This is a genomic window from Rhizobium sp. ERR 1071 (assembly GCF_007828675.1).
In the GTDB taxonomy this organism is placed as follows: Bacteria; Pseudomonadota; Alphaproteobacteria; order Rhizobiales; family Rhizobiaceae; genus Rhizobium; species Rhizobium dioscoreae.
On the sequence record NZ_VITM01000008.1, the window covers coordinates 23,260 to 42,701 of the forward strand.

At 58.8% G+C, this 19,442-nt stretch carries 5 protein-coding genes; 4 read left to right on the top strand and 1 reads right to left on the bottom strand.

The window, feature by feature from the left end; genetic code table 11:
• Positions 1-320: 320 nt before the first annotated feature.
• The gene (locus tag FBZ99_RS23905; protein ID WP_145635308.1) at positions 321-2,576 is read right to left on the bottom strand and encodes a bifunctional diguanylate cyclase/phosphodiesterase; all 2,256 of its coding nucleotides are present in this window, start codon (positions 2,574-2,576) and stop codon (positions 321-323) included.
• Positions 2,577-3,426: 850 nt separating this feature from the next.
• Between FBZ99_RS23905 and FBZ99_RS23910 the strand changes: the two genes are divergently transcribed.
• From FBZ99_RS23910 to FBZ99_RS33625, 4 genes are read left to right on the top strand one after another with little or no spacing between them, the layout of a single operon-like run.
• Positions 3,427-4,104 (top strand): invasion associated locus B family protein, encoded by a 678-nt coding sequence (locus tag FBZ99_RS23910; protein WP_145635310.1) that lies wholly within the window; start codon positions 3,427-3,429, stop codon positions 4,102-4,104.
• 13 nt (positions 4,105-4,117) lie between these two features.
• Complete coding sequence (locus tag FBZ99_RS23915) at positions 4,118-5,863, top strand: ShlB/FhaC/HecB family hemolysin secretion/activation protein (protein WP_145635313.1); 1,746 nt, start codon at positions 4,118-4,120, stop codon at positions 5,861-5,863.
• 1 nt (position 5,864) lies between these two features.
• The gene (locus FBZ99_RS23920; protein WP_246661190.1) at positions 5,865-6,467 is read left to right on the top strand and encodes a hypothetical protein; all 603 of its coding nucleotides are present in this window, start codon (positions 5,865-5,867) and stop codon (positions 6,465-6,467) included.
• 48 nt (positions 6,468-6,515) lie between these two features.
• Positions 6,516-19,214, top strand: coding sequence for a hemagglutinin repeat-containing protein (locus FBZ99_RS33625; RefSeq protein WP_145635315.1), 12,699 nt, complete (start codon positions 6,516-6,518; stop codon positions 19,212-19,214).
• Positions 19,215-19,442 lie beyond the last annotated feature (228 nt).

Below are 19,442 nucleotides of genomic sequence, written 5' to 3' on the forward strand. Positions count from 1 at the left end.
GAAGCAACCCTTTTCATCGATGGCGCTGTCGTGCATTCTTTCCTCCGTCCCGGACAGGATCGAAGGCGCGGCGGCGGTCAACGTCTCGAAAAGGACCGTCTCGTTTAAGGAGGGAGGCACGGGCAGTTTCGAAGTCTTTCGAAACTCGCCGGATGGAAACCGGCTTTTGGACAGGAGGCCAGCACACCAAAGTCAGGAAGTCAGGCCCTGATATCGTTCCGATGTCGCTGTGCTTGATGAAGGTCTTCCGGCCTGCGGAGTGGGAATGGAAGCCCGTCCATCGCCATGTCGATATGCTGAAGTCTTCCTGATGGCCGGGACTATCCCACCAGCTTGAGCTTCTTATCCTTCGTGCGGCAAAATTCGATTAACCGCTTTGAGGACATTGGTCTTGCCAGAGCATAGCCTTGCAGCAAATGGCAGCCAAGCTCTTTCAAGATCTTCGCATGCTCCATCGTCTCCACGCCTTCGGCGACGATGTCGATGTTCTGCGATCGGCCGATTTCGATAATCGAAGAGACCAGGCGGCGCTGAGATGGAGATGTCACGATCGGCTTGACAATCTCCCGATCGATTTTAAGCCGTCGTGGCTCAAATCTAAGCAAACTGACGATACTGGCATGTCCGGTGCCGAAATCATCGATCTCGATTTCGATACCGAGCTCTTTGACGGCCGGAATTATCTCGTCGAGAGCTGGTTGAAGATCGTCAAAAGAGATTGTTTCAAGCAGCTCAAAACATAGGCGACCCTTGACTAAAGGAAGCTCAGCCAGTTCAGCAAGCAGATTTGGCTGGGCCAGTCGACGCGCGGAAATATTGACCGAGACGCGGGGGATGCGCATTCCCAAGCTGTCCCATCTTGTAAGCTCGAACAGCGCCTTTTGGAGGATCAGCCGATCCATGTCGCCGGAGCGTCCCAAATTTTCCGCGACCGCGAGAAATTTATCCGGGGTGAGCAGACCTTTTTGCGGGTGATCCCAACGCGCAAGTGTTTCGACGCCCGCAATATCCAATGTGTCTGCATGAAACTGCGGTTGGAAGAACGCAACCAGTTCATCGCAATCGAGCGCATGATTGAATTCGTCCGCCAATTCCTTCGTATGGATGGCAGCACTGCGAAGCTCCTCGGTGAATATGGCGGCCCGGCCCCGACCCCTCTTCTTGGCTTCGTATAGAGCCAAATCGGCGTTGAGACGCAGCTGACTGAGATCTCGCTGTGCACGTTCAGTCTCCCAGGCCACGCCGACGCTTGCTCCGACCACACACTCTAAACCGTCAACGAACAAGGGCAGCTTGAGTGTATCGACGATCTGTTGAGCCAATTTAGTTGCCCTCGGCGCGGGATCGGCGCTCCAGCTCGCGAAGATGAACTCATCTCCGCCGATCCGAGCCGCCACGTCGTTTGGGCCGGCCAAGTCGACAAGGCGCGAAGCTGCCGCCTGCAAGACCGTATCACCTCCGGCATGTCCCTTGGTGTCGTTGATCTCCTTAAATCGATCCAGGTCGATATGAATCAGTATCAGACAATCTTTCGGACCCGGCCTCGGCGGCTGCGAGATCATCTGGTCAATAAATCGGCGATTGGGAAGGCCCGTTAGCGCGTCGTGCAAAGACAGGTGCTCGAGCCGTTGCCGTGCTCGAACAAGCTTTTTCTTGTGAAGGCGAAGCTTTTCGATGGTCCTTTGGCGTGATTTGGTCAGAAAGCCTATCCAGACAATCGGTGCAAGGACACACACGGACAATAAGCAAGCATAGAGCTCGAAAGTGGCCAATCCCCTGTTTTGACCCCATCCGTCCCGAGGTACTGCGGCAAGTGTCCATCGGCCATAAGTCATATCAACGGATCCTACGACCGGATTCTTCGAAAAAGTATCGAGGTCGCCGAGAAAAACTTGTTTGGGTACCGTTGGTTCCGGTGTGTCGCTGATGGCAATCTCGAGATCGGTAGATACCAGACCGCTATCTTGGTAGAGCCTCGGTATGTCTACGATTCCGGAAACAAGACCCCAGAAGATCTGGCTTGTTCCGTCCGTGATATAAACTGGGCATCTGACAACGAAAGCCCTTCCGCCTTGAAGGAGGTCCACAGGGCCTGTCAGGACAATATTATGAGTATTGCGCGCCAGCATTGCGCTATCGCGTTGCTTTTCGTTCGTTCGATAGTCGAGACCGATCGCTTTTTGGTTTGGTTTTTCTGGATAAACCCACTTGACCACCATGCCGGGGGCTGCTGCGAAGCTTCGCAACTGTGAATCTGGCTGCAAAATCTCCGCGGCGAGTTTCGAAAAGGCACTTTGGTCCATTGCCGGGTTGACTGTTATACCGGCCGCCAGTCCTTGCAGCAGCTTCACATTGCTGTTGAGGTTCGTCTGAAGCCGAGATGATATGGTAGCAAGTTCGCCGGCAACCAGCGAGCGCTCGTCGGCGAGTGATCGTTCCAGCCGCCAGTTGGTTGCAACATAGACGACGATTACTGCGATGATCGTCGCAAATATTGCCGGAGCAAATGCGCTAGTATGGTTTACTGCAGAACTCGCGAAGCCACGCAATATCTTTGGATTTTTTCGAAACTTCATCAGGTTGCCGGTATATCAGACGCACCTGCATCCTTGCACAGCTTCTTTAAAGCAACGCTAAGGTCCACCACTAACCTACTGTCGAGGAAAGCTGTCCGCTTTTCTTAAATTGGAAGTCTGAATATTGTTATCACAGAGATCCGAGCTGTCACGAATACCACTTCCAGAAAAGGCACCCGATTGCCAAAGATCCTTACCCCAAGTTTTTCCCGCTCCCGACTTGGGAACGGTTACATTTGTTTCAAACCATGCGCTCTAATGGTCGGAACGTATCATCATTGCGGTTGTTTTGCTGTTGGTTCGACGCGGAACTGAGCCGGTTTTGGAGTGCCTGCGCCCGACCAAGTCGCTGTCACACCAAAATTCCTTGCCAAGGAAGGCCGTCCATTCATGAGCCCCTCGCGCTGGACCATCGAAACGCTTTAAACTAAGCCGCCTGCTGGGGTGAGTTGGGTTTAAAATCCGCGCTGAATGGCAGCTCATAATCGGTGATGCGCTCTTAAACAGCAAAAGCAGGTGGATGATTGGCATCATTCCAAACGATCTAGGATTCCTCGGGCGCGCTCCGCCCATCGGCCGGAGAGGTGCCTTCAAGAGCAAACAACAATTTTATTCAATTGTTGAACGTCGGTGTTGCAGATTTTACACGCATATCTAAAAACGAGCGTGTGAATCGCTCATGTGCTTGCTACTTTTTGCTGTACTTTTTTAGAAATCTGCTATTGAGCGGATTAGGCCCATGATCGGCTACGCCACCCTGTGGTGAACCTTCCTGATTTTCGACCGACATGCCGATTGAGCAAGGTACGTGCGCCTTGCGCAAGCGGATGGCTTTGACCTGGTAGTTTGTATGCCCCCCGCAATTAAGTCTTTCTCCTTCAAGAGCTTCACCGCTATCGCGTTCCTTTCCTCGGCGCTGGTTGCATTTTCGGCGGCCGCGCAGGAACAGCCTGCTCCGGCTGCAGCTAATACGTCGTCCAACACCGGTTCTGCTCAGGCCTCCCCTGCCGCGGCAAGTGAGCAGCAGCCCGCGCCGCAGGCACGCGTTCAGAAATTCGATGATTGGTACTATCGCTGCATTGACGGCAAGGCGGCGGACGGTTCAGCGACGACGAACTGCGAAGTCGCGCAGATTGCGACGGTGAAGCAGGGTGACCAGGACGTCAACGTTTTGACGCTGGCGATCGCCAAGGTTGCGGCGCCCGCCACGACGGACAAGAAGGCGGCAAAGCAACCGGCCAGTGAATTGGTGCTGACGACGCTCGTGCCGCTCAATATGTTTCTGCCAGCGGGCATCGGCATCGATGCAAGCGACAAGCCCGTCGTGCAGCTTGCCTACCGCAACTGCAATCAGGCGGGTTGCTGGGCGCAGCAGAAGCTGGACGGCAAGATGGTTGCAGCCCTTTCCAAGGCCGCGGATGGCACCGGCCATGTCCAGATGATGAATGGCCAGAAGGTCAACATCAAATTCTCGCTGAAGGGATTGTCGGCGGCGCTCGATGCGCTCCAGAAGGCCGCCTCCAACTGATCCGAGCGAGCCTATGACCTCAATCTCGCGCGCGGCGACCGCCATCGGTGGGCTTTTGGCAGCGGTCCTCATGGTGTCGACCGCGGCCGCCCAAACTCCGAACGACGACTTCGCGCGCCGTCAGGCGCAGGAGGCCGAGCAGCAGCGGCTGCAGAGCTTGGGTCAGATGACGCCAAGGCCGTCTCCGGCCGAAGTTCAGCAGCCGGAGAAGGCCGGTGGCGGCAAGTCTGGCCCGTGCTTTGCCATCACCCGCATCGAGGTCGAGGGCGTCAAGCAGTTTTCGGCCGGTGCGATCGACAAGGTCACTGGGCCTTACGCAAATCGCTGCGTTGGCGTCGGCGAGATCAATGCGCTCCTGCGCGATCTGACGCATCTCTATCTCGACAAAGGTTTTGTCAGCTCCCGTGTCTATGTGCCGGCGCAGGATATCGCCAAGACCAAGGTGCTGCGCCTCGTTGCCGTCGAGGGCGCGCTTGCCGACATCTACCTCAACGGCAAGCCGGTTTCGGGCTTCGGTGCGGCGGGCTCCGGCGTGATCGCCACGGCCTTTCCCGGCATGAAGGGTAAGATCACCAATCTGCGCGATATCGAGCAGGGTCTCGACCAGATCAATCGTCTGACCTCCAACAATGCCAAGACGGCGATGCTGCCCGGCAAGACGGACGGCACCTCCATCCTTAATATCGAGAACAAGCCCAGCCATCCCTGGCATCTGTCATTCGGCAACAGCAATCTCGGTGAGGCACAGACCGGCTATTCCAAGAGCTCGGCCTCCATCGGCTACGACAATCTTTTCGGCATCAACGATCAGTGGAATTTCGGCTACGAGCATACCGGCCCCGATTACCCCTGGCGCGATGATGGTCACGGCAAGAGCAATAGCTATTCCGGCAATGTCAGCGTGCCCTATGGCTACTGGACCTTCTCGGCGAACGGCTCCTGGTATGAGTACGACAGTTCCGTTCCGGGTAATTTCGGGCCGCTCAATACGTCGGGCGACAGCAAGCAGGTCGGCATCGGCGCCGATCGGGTGATCTTCCGCGACAAGGATTCGATCACCACCTTCAACAGCGGCCTGACCTACAAGGAAACCAACAATTTCCTGCTCGGCAACAGGATCGAGGTCGGCAGCCGCAAATACACCGTCGGCGATCTCGGCATCTCGCATTCGCGCCGCATGCTCGGCAGCCTTTGGGTCTTCGACCTCTCCTACAGCCAGGGGCTCAATCTCTTTGACGCGGTCGCCCCCGGTGATGCCGGTGCGGGCAACGCCGATCCCCGCTTCTCGAAATTCACCGGCACGATCACCCTGACGCGGCCGTTCGAGGTGGCAGATCAACATCTTGAGATCAATTCCATCGTCACCGGGCAATATTCTCCCGACAATCTGTTCGGGGCGGAGCAGATCTCGGTCGGTGGTTATTCCTCCGTGCGCGGCACGCGTGAGACCATGCTTTACGGCAATAACGGCGTCTTCATCCGCAACGATCTCGTCTGGCGGACACAGCCCTTTGCCGACAATGCCGAGCTGGCAAAGATGCTTGGAGAGTTCAGACCCTATGTCGGCCTCGATTACGGGCGCATCGCACGCCAGGCCCGCTACCAGATCGCCGGCGGCGACATGCTCGGCTGGACGGTCGGGGCCAAGCTCGCCGGCGGCAATCTCAATTTCGATATGGGTTATTCGGATGTCTTTGGCGGCACGGTCGACCGCCGCGACTCCGGGCTTCTTTTCGTAAGTACTTCAGTGAGGTGGTGAAATGGGTGAGCAGATGAAGGAAAATAGCAAAAAATGGCATCGCGGCGTGACCAGAGTTCTGTTTGCCGCTGTGCTTGTGGGTTCGACGGTAGTGGCCGGATGCACGACACAAGATCCACGCCTCACCGCAGCACTTAGCACAGCCAGTATCGCTGATGTCCGCATAGAATCGGCGCCCGATCTGCGGATGGGATCACCTCTATTGAACGGTGACACGCGGGAATCTCAGGTCGCGCTTGTGTCGCGTGTCCTGCAGCAAAGACTTGCAAAGGATCTGAAGGGCTATCCAGGGGGTAATGTTCCCGCGCGGTTGATTGTCACCCTTCATGATCTGGATGTGGCCTCGGCTCCCGGCAGAATTATCGCAGGCAACAACAGCTTTATCGATGGAACCGTCCGCCTCGAGGACATGCGCACAGGAAAACTGATCGCGCAGGCCCAGGAGATCCGCGCCAACGACATGACGGTCCGCGGGGATGGGCTAGCACTCATTCCCGCGATGGTCATCAACGCGGCCGTCACCCCCAATCAGACCGCAGTGGCGACCCAACTGGCCGAAACATTCATGAAGCAGGTGAAGACGTGGCTGACGCCACGGAAGTAGTCCATCGGAAATCCGAAGCGGGCAGAAAGCGTTTAACGGGGAAGGGCGATGACCAGGACGTCAGCAGGTATTTCAAGTGGCGAAAATGGCAAGGCAAGTGTCAGACGCCTGGGCAGTGCCCTGCGTCAACTGTCTGCGACACTTTTAAGCTGCCTGCTTATCTTCCAGCCAATGCTGGCGAATGCGCAATCCGTTTCTGCGGCCGGATCGGCACCCGCAGCCAATCAGCCCAGCGTCGGCGCTGCCCCGAACGGCGTTCCGCTGATCGATATCGTCACGCCGAACGCCGCCGGCCTCTCGCATAACAAGTACGACAATTTCAATGTCGGCACCCAGGGTCTGATCCTCAATAACTTCAAAGGCGAGCAAGGCATCTCAAACCTCGGCGGAGTGACACCGGGCAATCCAAACCTCAATGCCTCGAACCCGGCCTCGGTCATCCTCAACGAGGTTACCAGCGGCAACCGCTCGGCTCTGAATGGCCCGACGGAAGTGTTCGGCGGCCGAGCTGACGTAATCATCGCGAATCCTAACGGGATCACCTGCGCGGGCTGCGGCTTCATCAACACGCCGCATGCGACGCTGACGACGGGCGTGCCCAACATCGGCGCCGACGGCAGCCTGACAGGCTTCACCGTCAATGGCGGCGATGTGACCTTCGAAGGGGCAGGCGGCAATTTCGCGGCTGCTCCTGGCGCTGTCGATCTGTTCGACGTGGTTTCCCGCCAGATCCATGTCAACGCGCCGATCTATGGCAAGACCGTCCGCCTGACTGGTGGCGCCAGCCAATACAACTATGCCACCGGCGAGGCGACGGCGCTGACCGCCACCTCGGGCACGCCGGAATATGCGATCGATGGCACGGCGCTCGGCGCGATGCAGGCTGACCGCATCAAGGTCGTCGTCACCGAGAAGGGTGCTGGCGTCAAGATGAGCGGCGACATGGCCGCCAATGCCGGCGAACTGTCACTGTCAGCCGACGGCAAGATCTCGATCGGCAATGCGTCCGCACGCGATGGCGTGACCATCACCTCGAAGCAGAAGGTCACAGCCGCCAAGGTCACGTCGAGACAGAAGGTCAAGGTTCAGGCCGACCAGGGCATTACCCTGCAATCGGTCGCCGCCGATAGCGATATTGTGCTCGCGAACGGTGCCGGCCTGCTCAGCGTCTCTGGCGACGTGAACAGCGGCACGACCGCGCTGATGAGTTCGGGCGGCGGCATTGCCGCCGGTAGCGTCACCGCTGGCAACGGCGCAGCGACGCTTGTCGCCACTTCCGGCGATATCGCGATCGCTGGTGCTGCCAATAGCACCGGCGACCTCACTCTGACCGCTTCGGCCGGCTCGATCTCGGCCGCCTCGCTATTGAGCTACAACAATCTCGTTCTTACCGCTGGTAATAGACTTGCCGTTTCCGGCAATGTCCTGGCGCAAGGCAATGTCAGCGCCACTGCGCAGTCAATCTCCACCGGCATGGTTGTTTCCGGCATCAATATTGCTGCCACCAGTGCCGATCCTGGCGGGAATGTCGTTCTCTCAGCGCAATCGCCCGCGATTGTCGCGGGCTCGGCAGGCAACTTAAGCCTGACGGCAACCAGCGGCGCTATAGCCACCGGCAATCTGCAGTCGGCTGGAAGCCTGAACACCAGTGCGACCGGCAATATCACGGCGGGGAATATTCAATCAGCCGGCAATCTTACCGCGACCGCGACCTCGCTCACGGCCGCCAATGTTACCTCGCATGGTGGGCTCACTGTTAACGCTGCGATAAACGCGAGCGGTCAGATTCTTGGAGCGGGCAATATCTTGATCTCCGGGGCTGGCATTCAGGCGACCGCTATCGCGTCCGGTGTCGACTTTGCCTCAACCAACGCCGCTGGTGGCAACATCGTCCTAGGTTCGGCCGGCGCACTCGATCTGACAGCTGCCGCCGGAACCATCACGGTCGATACGTTGCTGTCGGCCGGCAATCTGACTGCCCAGGCTTCCTTGCTGCAGTCCAACAATCTCACCAGTCACGGCAACGTTGGTATCGACGGCGGCATGCGCGTCACCAACCAATTGCTCAGCGCCAGCGATATCACCATCAACGCCAACGCCAATGGTGTCAGCGCTGGTCTGCTCGCGTCTGGGGTCAATTTTGCCGCGACCAAGGCCGCCGGCGGCAATATCGTGCTTGCGGATAACGGCGATCTGACGATCAACGACGTTGCTGGCGCCATCCAGGCGGGAACCGTGCTTTCAGCCGGTGCAATCAACGTCACCGGTCAGACGATCACTGCCGATGCGATCACCGGCAGCAAGACCGTCGCGCTGTCCGGCGCCGCAAGTGTGACCGCCGGAAGCGGCAGCGTGAAGATCAGAGGTCAGGTCCTCGGCGGCGGCAATGTCGGCATCAACGGCTCCAACATTGCAGCCGACGCCATTGTCTCAGGCGTCGATATTAGCGCCACCAATGCGGCAGGTGGGCGCATCACCCTTGGCCCGACGGTCACGGGAACTGGCAATCTGACATTGACGAGCGCAGGCGCGATCAGTGCCGGAACGCTAATGTCCGCAGGCGATCTCATCGCAAACGGCGCATCGATCACGTCAGGCAATATTTCCGCGCATCACGACATGACGCTTGGCGGCGTGATCAGCGTCAGTGGCCAGATCCTGGGCGCCGGCAACGTGCTGATCTCAGGCCAGAGCCTATCGGCGCAGACGCTTGTCGCCGGCATTGACTTCAATGCCACCAATGCAGCCGGCGGCAATATCGTCCTTGGCCAGACCGGGGATTTGACGGTGAACGTCAATGGCGCCGTTGCGGCATCGACCATACAGGCCGCGGGTGCCATCGACATCAGCGGTGCATCCGTCGCCGCAGCTTCAATCACTGGTCATCAGGATATCAGCCTTTCAGGCACGGCAGTCGGAGGTGTGAATGTCGCGAACCAAGTGCTTGGCGGGGGTAACGTTGGCATCTCCGGCTCGAGCATTAAGGCGGGGACTGTCGTCTCGGGTATCGATTTCTCGGCAACTGCAGCGGCCAGTGGCAACATCGTCCAGACAACAAGCGGCAATCTGACGCTCGCCTCTGCCGGCAACATCGATGCTGGCACACTGCTCTCGGCAGGCAGCCTTAATGCGGCCGGGTCTACCATCACAGCCGGCACCGTCACGGCGCATGGCGATGTGACACTTGGGGGTGCCACTAGCGTTACCGGCCAGATCCTAGGCGCCGGAAACGTGCTGATCACTGGCCAAAGTCTGTCAGCGCGGACCGTCGTTGCGGGCATCGACTTCGGTGCAACTAACGCCGGCGGCGGCAATATCGTTGTTGGACAGTTCGGGGACCTGACGGCTCGGTTGAGCGGCGGGTTCTCGGCATCGACGATGCAAGCCGCCGGTGCCATTAACGTCAACGCCGCGACTGTGACGGCCGATACCATCACCGGTCATCATGACATCATCCTTTCCGGGGCAACGACCGTCAATCAGCAGATTCTGGGCGGCGGCAACATCGGTATCTCCGGCTCGAACATCAAAGCCGGCGCCATTGTGTCAGGCGTCGATTTCACTGCGACGGCAGCCGCCAATGGGAACATCGTCCAGACGACCAGCGGCAATCTGATGCTCGCTTCGACCGGTGCGACCAAGACCGGTACATTGCTCTCAGCCGGTACTTTTTCCGCCAGCGGTGCGACTGTGACCGCGGATGCTGTCACAGCGCACGGCGATATCACGCTTAATGGCGTCACCAGCATTGCTGGGCAAGTTCTCGGCGCCGGCAACATCCTGATCACTGGCCAGAGCCTTTCAGCCCAATCTGTCGTCACCGGTATCGACTTCGACGCGACCAACAGGTCAGGCGGCAATATCGTTCTTGGTCCAGCCGCGACGATTGCAGGCAGTCGCGCAGGGGATCTTACCGCCCGGCTCAATGGCGGATTCTCTGCATCGACGATACAGGCCGCGGGCGCCATTGACGTCAATGCCGCGACCGTGGCGGCCGATACCGTCACCGGCCACCAGGATATCACACTTGCCGGCGCAACCACGGTCCATGGCCAAATCCTTGGTGGCGAAAACATCAGCATCTCAGGCCCGAGCATCGCTGCAGGCGCGATCATCTCCGGTATAGACTTTACGGGCACGGCTGCTGCCAACGGCAATATCGTTCAGAATTCGAGCGGCGATGTATCCCTGGTTTCTAGCGGTAATCTCACCATCGGCACGCTGTCGTCGGCAGGCAATTTGACCGCGCAGGCGAGCGATCTGAGCGCGAATAGCATCACAAGCCATGGCGCCACCGATCTGGCGACCAGCGGTCGTGTCGACGTCAGTGCCCAGGTACTATCGACCGGCAATCTCTCGATCGATGGTGCTGGCCTTAACGCCGGACTTCTGGTCTCCGGCGTGGATTTTGCGGCGACCGCGGCCAACGGTGGAAGCATCGTGCTTGGAGGGGCCGGTAAGACGGACCTCACCGTTTCAGGCAATGCCACGGCCGGCACGATCCTGTCGGCAGGTGATGTCACGGCAAAGACGGCCAATCTCCAGGTGGGTAGCGTCACAAGTCACGGCAATGTCGGCATTGCCGGCAACGTTGACATTGCTAGCCAGATTCTTGCCGGCGGCGATCTCACGATCAACGGCGGCAGCATCAGCGCACCGACCTTGATCTCGGGCATCGACTTTGATGCTACCAACCGCGCCGGCGGCAACATCGTACTGGCATCGTCTGGCAGCACCAATCTTACGGCCTCCGGCAATATCACGGCTGGCACGATCCTTTCCGCCGGCGATCTTGTGGCAAGAGCCACAAATCTGACTGCTGCCACCATTACCAGTCATGGCAAAGTCGATATTTTCGGCAATCTCGCAGCCACCAATCAGGTGATTTCCGCGGGCGATCTCATAATAAGCGGCGGCAGCATCAGTGCGCCCGTCTTGATTTCGGGTGTTGATTTCGCCGCCACCAATGCCAGCGGCGGCGGTATAGTGCTCGGAACTGCCGGCAATATGAATTTGACCGCGTCCGCGAGCATCACGACGCAGACCATGCTATCGGCTGGCGCTATCAATGCCAGAGGGTCTGCGATTACGGCCAATGCCGTGACCGGGCATGGCGATGTCACCCTCACCGCCAGCAACAGTGTAAATGTCTCGGGTCAGCTCCTCGGCGCTGGCGACGTCTTGCTCTCCGGTTCGACCGTCCAACTCGGTCAGGCAGTTACCGGCGTCGATTTCGCTGCTACCGCGCGATCGTCAAACGGTGCCATCGCTCTCGGATCAAGCGGCGATCTGACCATTAACGCCGGAAGCGCGTCAGCCAGCATGCTGATAGTCGCAGGCAATCTCAATGTGGGCGCGAGCGCGTTTACGGGCGGCAACATTACGGGCCATGGTGCGGTCGCGATCGGCTCTTCTAGCGGTCCCGGCACAGTGAGGATCAACGGCCAACTCCTGGGCGCCAGCAACGTTTCGATGACCGGATCTGCCGTCAGCGGCAACGTTATCGCGGCCGGGGTCGATTTCGCGGCGATGGACCAATCGGGCGCCGGTAATGTCATTCTTGGCCAGAGCGGTAATCTGACGCTCACCGCCACGGCAGGCGACATCTCTTTCAACAGCCTCCTTGCTGCCGGAACGATTACGGCCAATGCGGCGAACAATATCGGCGCCAATGCCGTCGCCCATGGCGACCTGGCGCTGACCGCAGGCAACGCCATCACGCTGACCGGCCAATCGCTTGCAAGCCGTAACGCCAATCTGTCCGCCCGATCGATGACGATCGATACATTGGTCTCCGGCGTCGACTTCGCGGCGACCCATGCTGCGGCTGGCGGTAGCCTGATGTTGCAGCGTGCGGGCGCGATGACGCTGTCGGCCTTGAGCGGTAGTATCAGCGCCAATTCGCTGCTTTCGGGCGGCAATCTTGCCGCTACGGCGACGCGGAACATCGGTTACAACAGCCTGCAGAGCCTGGGGAATGCCTCGCTTACAGGCCCTGGCGCCATTGCTTATACCAGCACCACCCGCGTCGGAGGCAATCTGACGCTCAATAGCGGGGCACTCGATCTCTCGGGTAGTAGGGGCAGCCGGATTGCCACGGGCGGCACGTTGATCGTCAACGCCTCATCCGCCAATCTCTCGGGAAGCAATCTCGTCTTCGGAGGCCTGTCGCTCAATCTGTCGGGTGGTGCCGATCTTTCCAATGCGCAAGTCAGCACCGTTACCAATGCTGGCGGTTCCGGCGACATCACCATCTCGGCCGCGGGCCTTGCCACCACCGCCGGTACTTCGCTGCTCGCCGCCCATGACCTGACCCTGAACCTGCCATCGCTTGGTAATACTGGCCAATTGGCGGCCGGCAACAATCTGACCTTCAACGTCGCTGGCGATTTCTACAACAGCCCGTCCGGTCTCGTCTTTGCCGGCAACAACGCAAACCTCTTCGTCGGCGGCATGCTCACCAATGACCAGGGCGCTATCCTCGCAGATGGCGGGATGACTATCCAGGGAGCGACCACCGGCCAGCGCAATGCGGCAGTCACCAACGTGTCCGGCCTCATTCAAGCCGGTGGTGACATGTCGATGCTCACCAGCAATCTTACCAACCGGCGATCGACGACGCCGACCTGGGTGACGGGTCAGTTGGTCTCCTCCGGTGCCGTTGTCGGGACCTTTGTGCTCAATCCAGCAGTCGCAGGTCAACCTTTCGCCTATCTGGAATCGACCGATCAGAATATGTTCCAGCTTTATGCAGGGGTGGATCCGGGGCAGTTTTCCGATTACCAGCCGCTGCTGTATTCGGTCGCAACCCTTGCTGACGGCACGTCCTATCACGCCTGGACCTGGGTCAGCGATAGTGGGCCGACCGAAGTTCGGCCGATCTTCGACTGGATCAAGGCTCGCGTGCCTAAGGATGCCAACGGCAATCCGATCCTCGATCCCAACAATCCCTCGCGTTATTTCATTGTTGACGAGGTCGTTCGCAATGGCTCGGATACGAGCACGACCTACACATGGGATCCAACATCCAACATATCGCAGTCGGTTTATGAAGACCGCTTCACCAGTGCGCTCAGTCCTGAGGCCGTGATCCGCGCTGGCGGCAATCTCACCGTCGATGCGACCAATCTCACCAATTCCTACAGTCGGATCGAAGCCGGCGGTGATGCGACGCTCAAGGGATCGACGCTCACCAACGAAGGCGTCGTCCTCAATCGCACCACGATGCTGACCTGTAGCGCTCAGAGTGCCTGTACGGCCTACAACGCCGATGGCACGGCCGATCCTTCCCGCAATATCGCCAACGGCACGTCGATCGTGTCGGGATCGCAGGTTATCGGTGGCGCGGCCGGCACGCTCAAAGCGGCCCACGCCTTGAGCCTCAATTTTGGGACGATCAACAATACGTCGCTCGGTTCGACGGGCGGCGGCGCCGCCGTTAGCGCGCCTTCGACATCGAGTGACCCTCTGTCCGCCCTGAACGGCATGACCGCCGGGGGCGCCTTGTTCAATGTCAATGCCGCGCTCGGCAGTTTCGCTTCAAATGGCGGCGCCAGCGTCGGTAGCGGCCCATCGCTGGCAGCTGTCGGCACGACGATCGCCGGCGGTCCGACGGTCAACGGCAGCGGCTTGACGGCAGCCGTCGGTGCTTCGGTGAGCAGCGGTGGTGTAACGCTCGCCAGCGGCCCATCGATCGCCTCGAGCACCCTGACAGCTGGTGGTGCTGCGATCAATCCCAACAGCTTGATGGGCAAGCTCACCGCAGCGGTCGGCAATAGCGGCAACCTGGCCCAGGTCCTGGAGGTCAACGGCGCGAAACTCGCCTCGCTTGCCAAGCCGCAATCGGGTGGCGTCGGCGGCACGGTGCCGGGCCAAGTCTTCCTGTTCGAGACACGGGCGGCCTTCCTCGACGTATCGAAGTTCTACGGCTCGAGTTATTTCATCGACCGGGTTGGCTATACGCCGGAGACCAAGGTTCCCTTCCTCGGCGACGCTTATTTCGACAATCAACTCGTGGACGAACAGATGCGGCAACTGGTGGGCGATGGCCTTGGCGCGGGATCCTTCATCCCCGGCAACAATGCCACCGACCAGATGAAGACGCTGCTCGACAATGGCGTCGCTTACGCCGAGGCGAACGGGCTTGCTCTCGGGCAAGCACTGACGCCCGAGCAGGCTGCATCGCTGACGCAGTCTATGGTGATCTACCAGACGCAGATCGTCGACGGCGCGCAGGTGCTGGTGCCCGTCGTCTATCTCTCTGCCGCGGATAAGGCGAAGGTCAACGCGGGCGGTGCGGTCATCGCCGGCAACAGCGTCAGCATCGATGCCGGCTCCGTCAACAATTCCGGTGCGATCGCTGCTGCAGATGGCATGACCATCAATGCGACCGAGATCAAGGCCAATGGCGGCACCTTCCTGGCCGGCGGCAACATGAACCTCAATGCCACCAATGGTCTCACGCTCGCCGCCCAGACGATGACCCTCGGCGGTCAGAATGTCGTCAACACCAATGCCGGCGTGTCGGCTGGCGGCAATCTGCAGATCGCCGCGGGCGGTACGCTGAGCTTAGAGGGCACCAAGATCGCCGCAGGCGGCAATGCTCAGCTTTCCGGCAACAATGTCAACCTCGCCGCAGTCAAGGTCGACAATGGCAGTCAGCAAAATGCGACGGGTGCCCGTGTCGACGCTGGCGGTAATCTTAATATTGTTGGCACCAACGACGTCGACATCATCGGCTCCTCCGCCAAGGCCGGTGGCGATCTCAAGGTCAAGGCCACGGATGGTGCGGTCAACATCGTGTCCACCGATGTCGCCCGCCGCACCGACGACGGCTACACCAAGACGACCAGTACCGATCAGCAGGCCTCGCAGCTCTCGGCCGGCGGCAACCTGCAGGTCAATGCCAATACTGGTGTTCTGATCTCCGGTTCGGACCTGACAGCCAAGGATGATGTCGGTCTGACGTCCAACGGTGACATCAACATCACCACGTCTCAGAGCCAGTCCAACTCGACGTTCGGCAAAAACTCCTCGTCCGAGGTGACGCATAATGGCTCGACCATTACGGCGGGCGGCGATCTGGTCGCGAAGTCGAACAGCGACATCAACGTCATCGGCTCGACGATGGCGGCCGACGGCATGCTCGGTCTGCAGGCAAAGAACAACGTTACCATCGCCGAGGCGACCGACAGCGCGACCCTCGATGTCAAAAGCTCCAGCAAGAAGAGTGGTTTCCTCGGTTCAACGAAGGAGAATGCTTCCGGTCATCTGGAGACCACGGAGGCTGCTGGCTCGTCACTCTCCGGCAAGGACGGCGTGACGATCAAATCCAGCGGCGACACTACGGTCTCCGCCTCGAAGGTGACGGCGGGTGATGACACTCATACCGCTGATCTCAATGTCCAGACTGGTGGCAATCTGATCGTCACGGCCGGCAAGGACACCGAGACCGAACACGACAGCGCCAAGCGCAAGGGATTCCTGCGCAGCGGCAGCTCGAGCTATGACGGCTACAACGAGACGACCATCGGGTCGCAGCTTTCAGCCTCGGGCGATGTCAATCTGGATGCAGGCAAGGCGGCAGCCATTGTCGGCTCGAAGGTCAATGCCGATGGCTCGCTGAATATCTCCGGTGAGAGCGTCTCGATCATCGGGGCACAGGAAAACCACCAGTCTGACAGCAAGCGCAAGGATTCCGGCCTCTTCGTTGGCTCCGGCGGCGGCTTCATTTCGCTCTATGGCAAGAATGAAAAGCAGGGTCAGCAAAGCTCCACCGATAATGTCGGCTCAGAGCTTACAGCCGGCAAGGATGTCAATTTGACGGCCAGGGCGACCGATCTCAACATCATGGGATCGTCGGTCAGTGCCGACCAGGACATCAAACTCTCGGCCGCTCGTGACGTCAACGTCACGCCGGGCGCCGAAAGCTCGTCTCAGTCCGAGCAGCAGAAGAAGTCAGGCTTCGGTCTTGCATTTTCCGCCGCCAATGGCGGCTTCTCGATCGGCATCGGCGCGCAGTCAACGAAGGACAGCAAGGCGCAGCAGGCCGACACTAATGCGGTTTCCAAGCTTTCGGCCGGGCGGGATCTCATCATCTCGGCGGGCAATAACGTCAACCTACAAGCGACCAGCGCCTCGGCCGAGCGCGACGTCGATCTCTTCGCTGGTCAAGACATCAATCTGCTCTCGGCCAACGACGTCACCAATTACGAGGAGGTGCATGAGAAGAGATTTGCCGGTGTGACGCTCACGGTGTCGAGCCGTCTGGCTGCTGCGGCAAGCAGTACAATGGATGCAGCCTCCAGAGTCGGTGGCTCCAACGGAACTTATGCTATCGCTCCGACGATTCTTGCCGGGATAAAAACCAATCAAGAACTCGCAAACGCCCTCAATGGCGATACGCCTTTGGTGTCACTTGGTATCGGGGTCGGCTTTAACGCTCAGAAGTCCCAACAAAGTGCATCGTCTTCTGTCCCCGTTGTAACCCAGATACGCAGTGGTGGTTCGACGGGTATCTACGCCGGAGGTAGCATCACGGGCCACGGTGTTCAAATCGCTGCCGGCATAGACAAGGACGGAAGACCGAACACACAAGCGGGTGCTGCAGCGGGTAATATCCTCCTATCTGCCGGCAACGTCATCGATCTGACGAGCACTGCATCCAGCTTCGATTCGAAATCCACGTCGAAGAACTCCGGCGCAAATGTCGGCATCGGCATCGATGTCGGCGTCAACGGCATTGCCGTGGGGCCAAAGGCCGAGGTTTCGGCAAGCCGGGGCAAGTCATCCGAAACGGCCGTCAACCAGCTCAACAGCCATGTCACTGGCACCGGCACAGTTGCGCTTAATTCCGGCGGCGACACCAATCTCAAGGGAGCGGTCGTTTCCGGCAATACGGTCATTGCGAATGTCGGTGGCGATCTCAACGTCGAAAGCCGGCCGGATATCGCCACTTACTCTGAGAAAATGACTGGCGGAAGCCTAAGTATTTCCGCCTCCGGCTTGTCTGGCGGCTTGAATCAAAGCACTGCGAAGGGGAATTATTCAAATGTCTCCGAACAGAGCGGGATCCTTGCTGGCGAGGGTGGTTATCACATTGCTGTCGGCGGCGGCGTGGACCTTAAAGGCGGCGTCATTGCCTCGAAAGCGGAGCAAGACAAGAACGCGCTTTCCGCCGATCATCTGACTTATTCGGACATTGAGAACGAGTCGAAGGCATCCTCTTCCAATATCGGCGTTGGCCTGACACCTTCCGGCTTGCCCGTTCCGTATGTCGGCCAGCCGTCCAAGGAAGAGGTTCGCGGCGGGGCGAAGGCAACGCTCACGCCCGGCAAACTCACGCTGACAAATCAGACGCAGGATCTCTCCGGTCTGAATGCCGATCTCTCGAATGCCAATACGCAGGTTGAGAAATACGATATCGACCGCCTGAAGGCCAAGCAGGAAAGTGCGGCGGCGTTCTCCGAACTCATGAACATGGCCGTCGGTGAAATATCCTCGCGGCTTGGCTTTGCCGAAGGCAGCGCCGAAAAAGTGGCTATGCATGCCGCAGTCGGCGCATTGACGGCTACGCTTGCTGGAGGCGATGCTGGCAGAGGTGCACTTGCGGGTGGTACGCAGGAACTCATCGGGGCCGTGATCAATAAAGCCCTGATGGACAACCCCAATATGACGCAGGAAGAGCGCAATGCGCTCGGCCAATGGGCAGCAGTCGTGGTTGGAAGCATTGTCGGCGGCGAAGCGGGAGCTGCAACCGCGCTGGACGCGGAGACGTTCAATCGCCAGCTTCATATCAAGGAAGCGCAACTCATCGCCTCCAGTGCTGCGCAATATGCCGTTGAACGCCGCTATTGCGTCAATGTTGACACTTGTGACCAGTCCAAGATCGATATGGCGATCTCCGAGTTGATCACGCAGGCTGTCAAGCAAACGGATATCACCGGCAAGGATTACCAGCAGAACGATGCGGCTGCTGCCTTCCTCGATAAGATCGCTCCGAAAGGTTCGATTCCTGAACTGAATTGCCCGGCGGGAGCGAGTTACTGCGGCCAGACTTGGTTCCATGCGACCGGCGACCAATACCGGGATTCCAGCATCAATGCCGACTTCTTCAAGCAGACCGCCCAATATTATAACATCGCCTCGCAGATCTATAACAAGGAGCACCTCAATCAGGTCGATATCGGCGGCAACCTGTACCAGAACGCCCAAACCATCATCGGAGTCAATCAGTCCGTCTCCGCAGTCGATCAGGGCATGCTGCCCTGGGACGTCTTCAATGGGATCTTCGCCGGAGTTGGCGGGCCGTTTGCTGTTGACGTAAAATCACCGGGGAAACCGGAAGCGACCACGGGCGGATCGACAGGTGGAGTGGTTGCCGAATATGGGCCTTTGAATAAAGGGCCACTGCCTAATGATATTGCCTTGACTTTCCGCAGCGCAACCTATCACGAAGTGATCACCACGCAGCCAACGACGCTGTATCGTGTCATAGGAGACAATGGAAATCCTGCCGGAGGATACTGGAGCCGGACCAAGCCCGCAGGGCCTCTTCAGTCAGTAATCGATAGTGCACTTGATCAGATCTGGGGCAACAGCGCGACCAAGGTTGTTCAGATGGAAGTGCCAGTCGGAACTAGACTCTTTGAGGGGGCTGCGGCATCGCAGCGAGGCTTGGTTGGTGGCGGCAATCAAGTCTATTTTGATAAAAATCTAAATCCGTTAAACCCGAATTGGATCAAGTAATGTCCGATTGCGACTGGGAAGAAATCCACGCATTTAGTTCTCCTGGAGAGTTTCGCCGCTTTGTTCGCTGGATTGAAACTCAAGTACAGGAAGGCCGTTGCGAGGAAATTCCGAATAGGGGCGGTACTGCCCGTCCGTGGGATGACCGAAGGTTCAGGTGCAAATCGTCAAACGAGATATGGAAATTAACCAGTCCTGATCCGGGGTATTTTGCGGGGTCGTGGTTGC

Bases quoted from the DNA above. Each gene is read 5' to 3' on its own strand.
- FBZ99_RS23905 (WP_145635308.1), bottom strand. From the start codon at position 2,576: ATGAAGTTTCGAAAAAATCCAAAGATATTGCGTGGCTTCGCGAGTTCT.
- FBZ99_RS23910 (WP_145635310.1), top strand. From the start codon at position 3,427: ATGCCCCCCGCAATTAAGTCTTTCTCCTTCAAGAGCTTCACCGCTATC.
- FBZ99_RS23915 (WP_145635313.1), top strand. From the start codon at position 4,118: ATGACCTCAATCTCGCGCGCGGCGACCGCCATCGGTGGGCTTTTGGCA.
- FBZ99_RS23920 (WP_246661190.1), top strand. From the start codon at position 5,865: ATGGGTGAGCAGATGAAGGAAAATAGCAAAAAATGGCATCGCGGCGTG.
- FBZ99_RS33625 (WP_145635315.1), top strand. From the start codon at position 6,516: ATGACCAGGACGTCAGCAGGTATTTCAAGTGGCGAAAATGGCAAGGCA.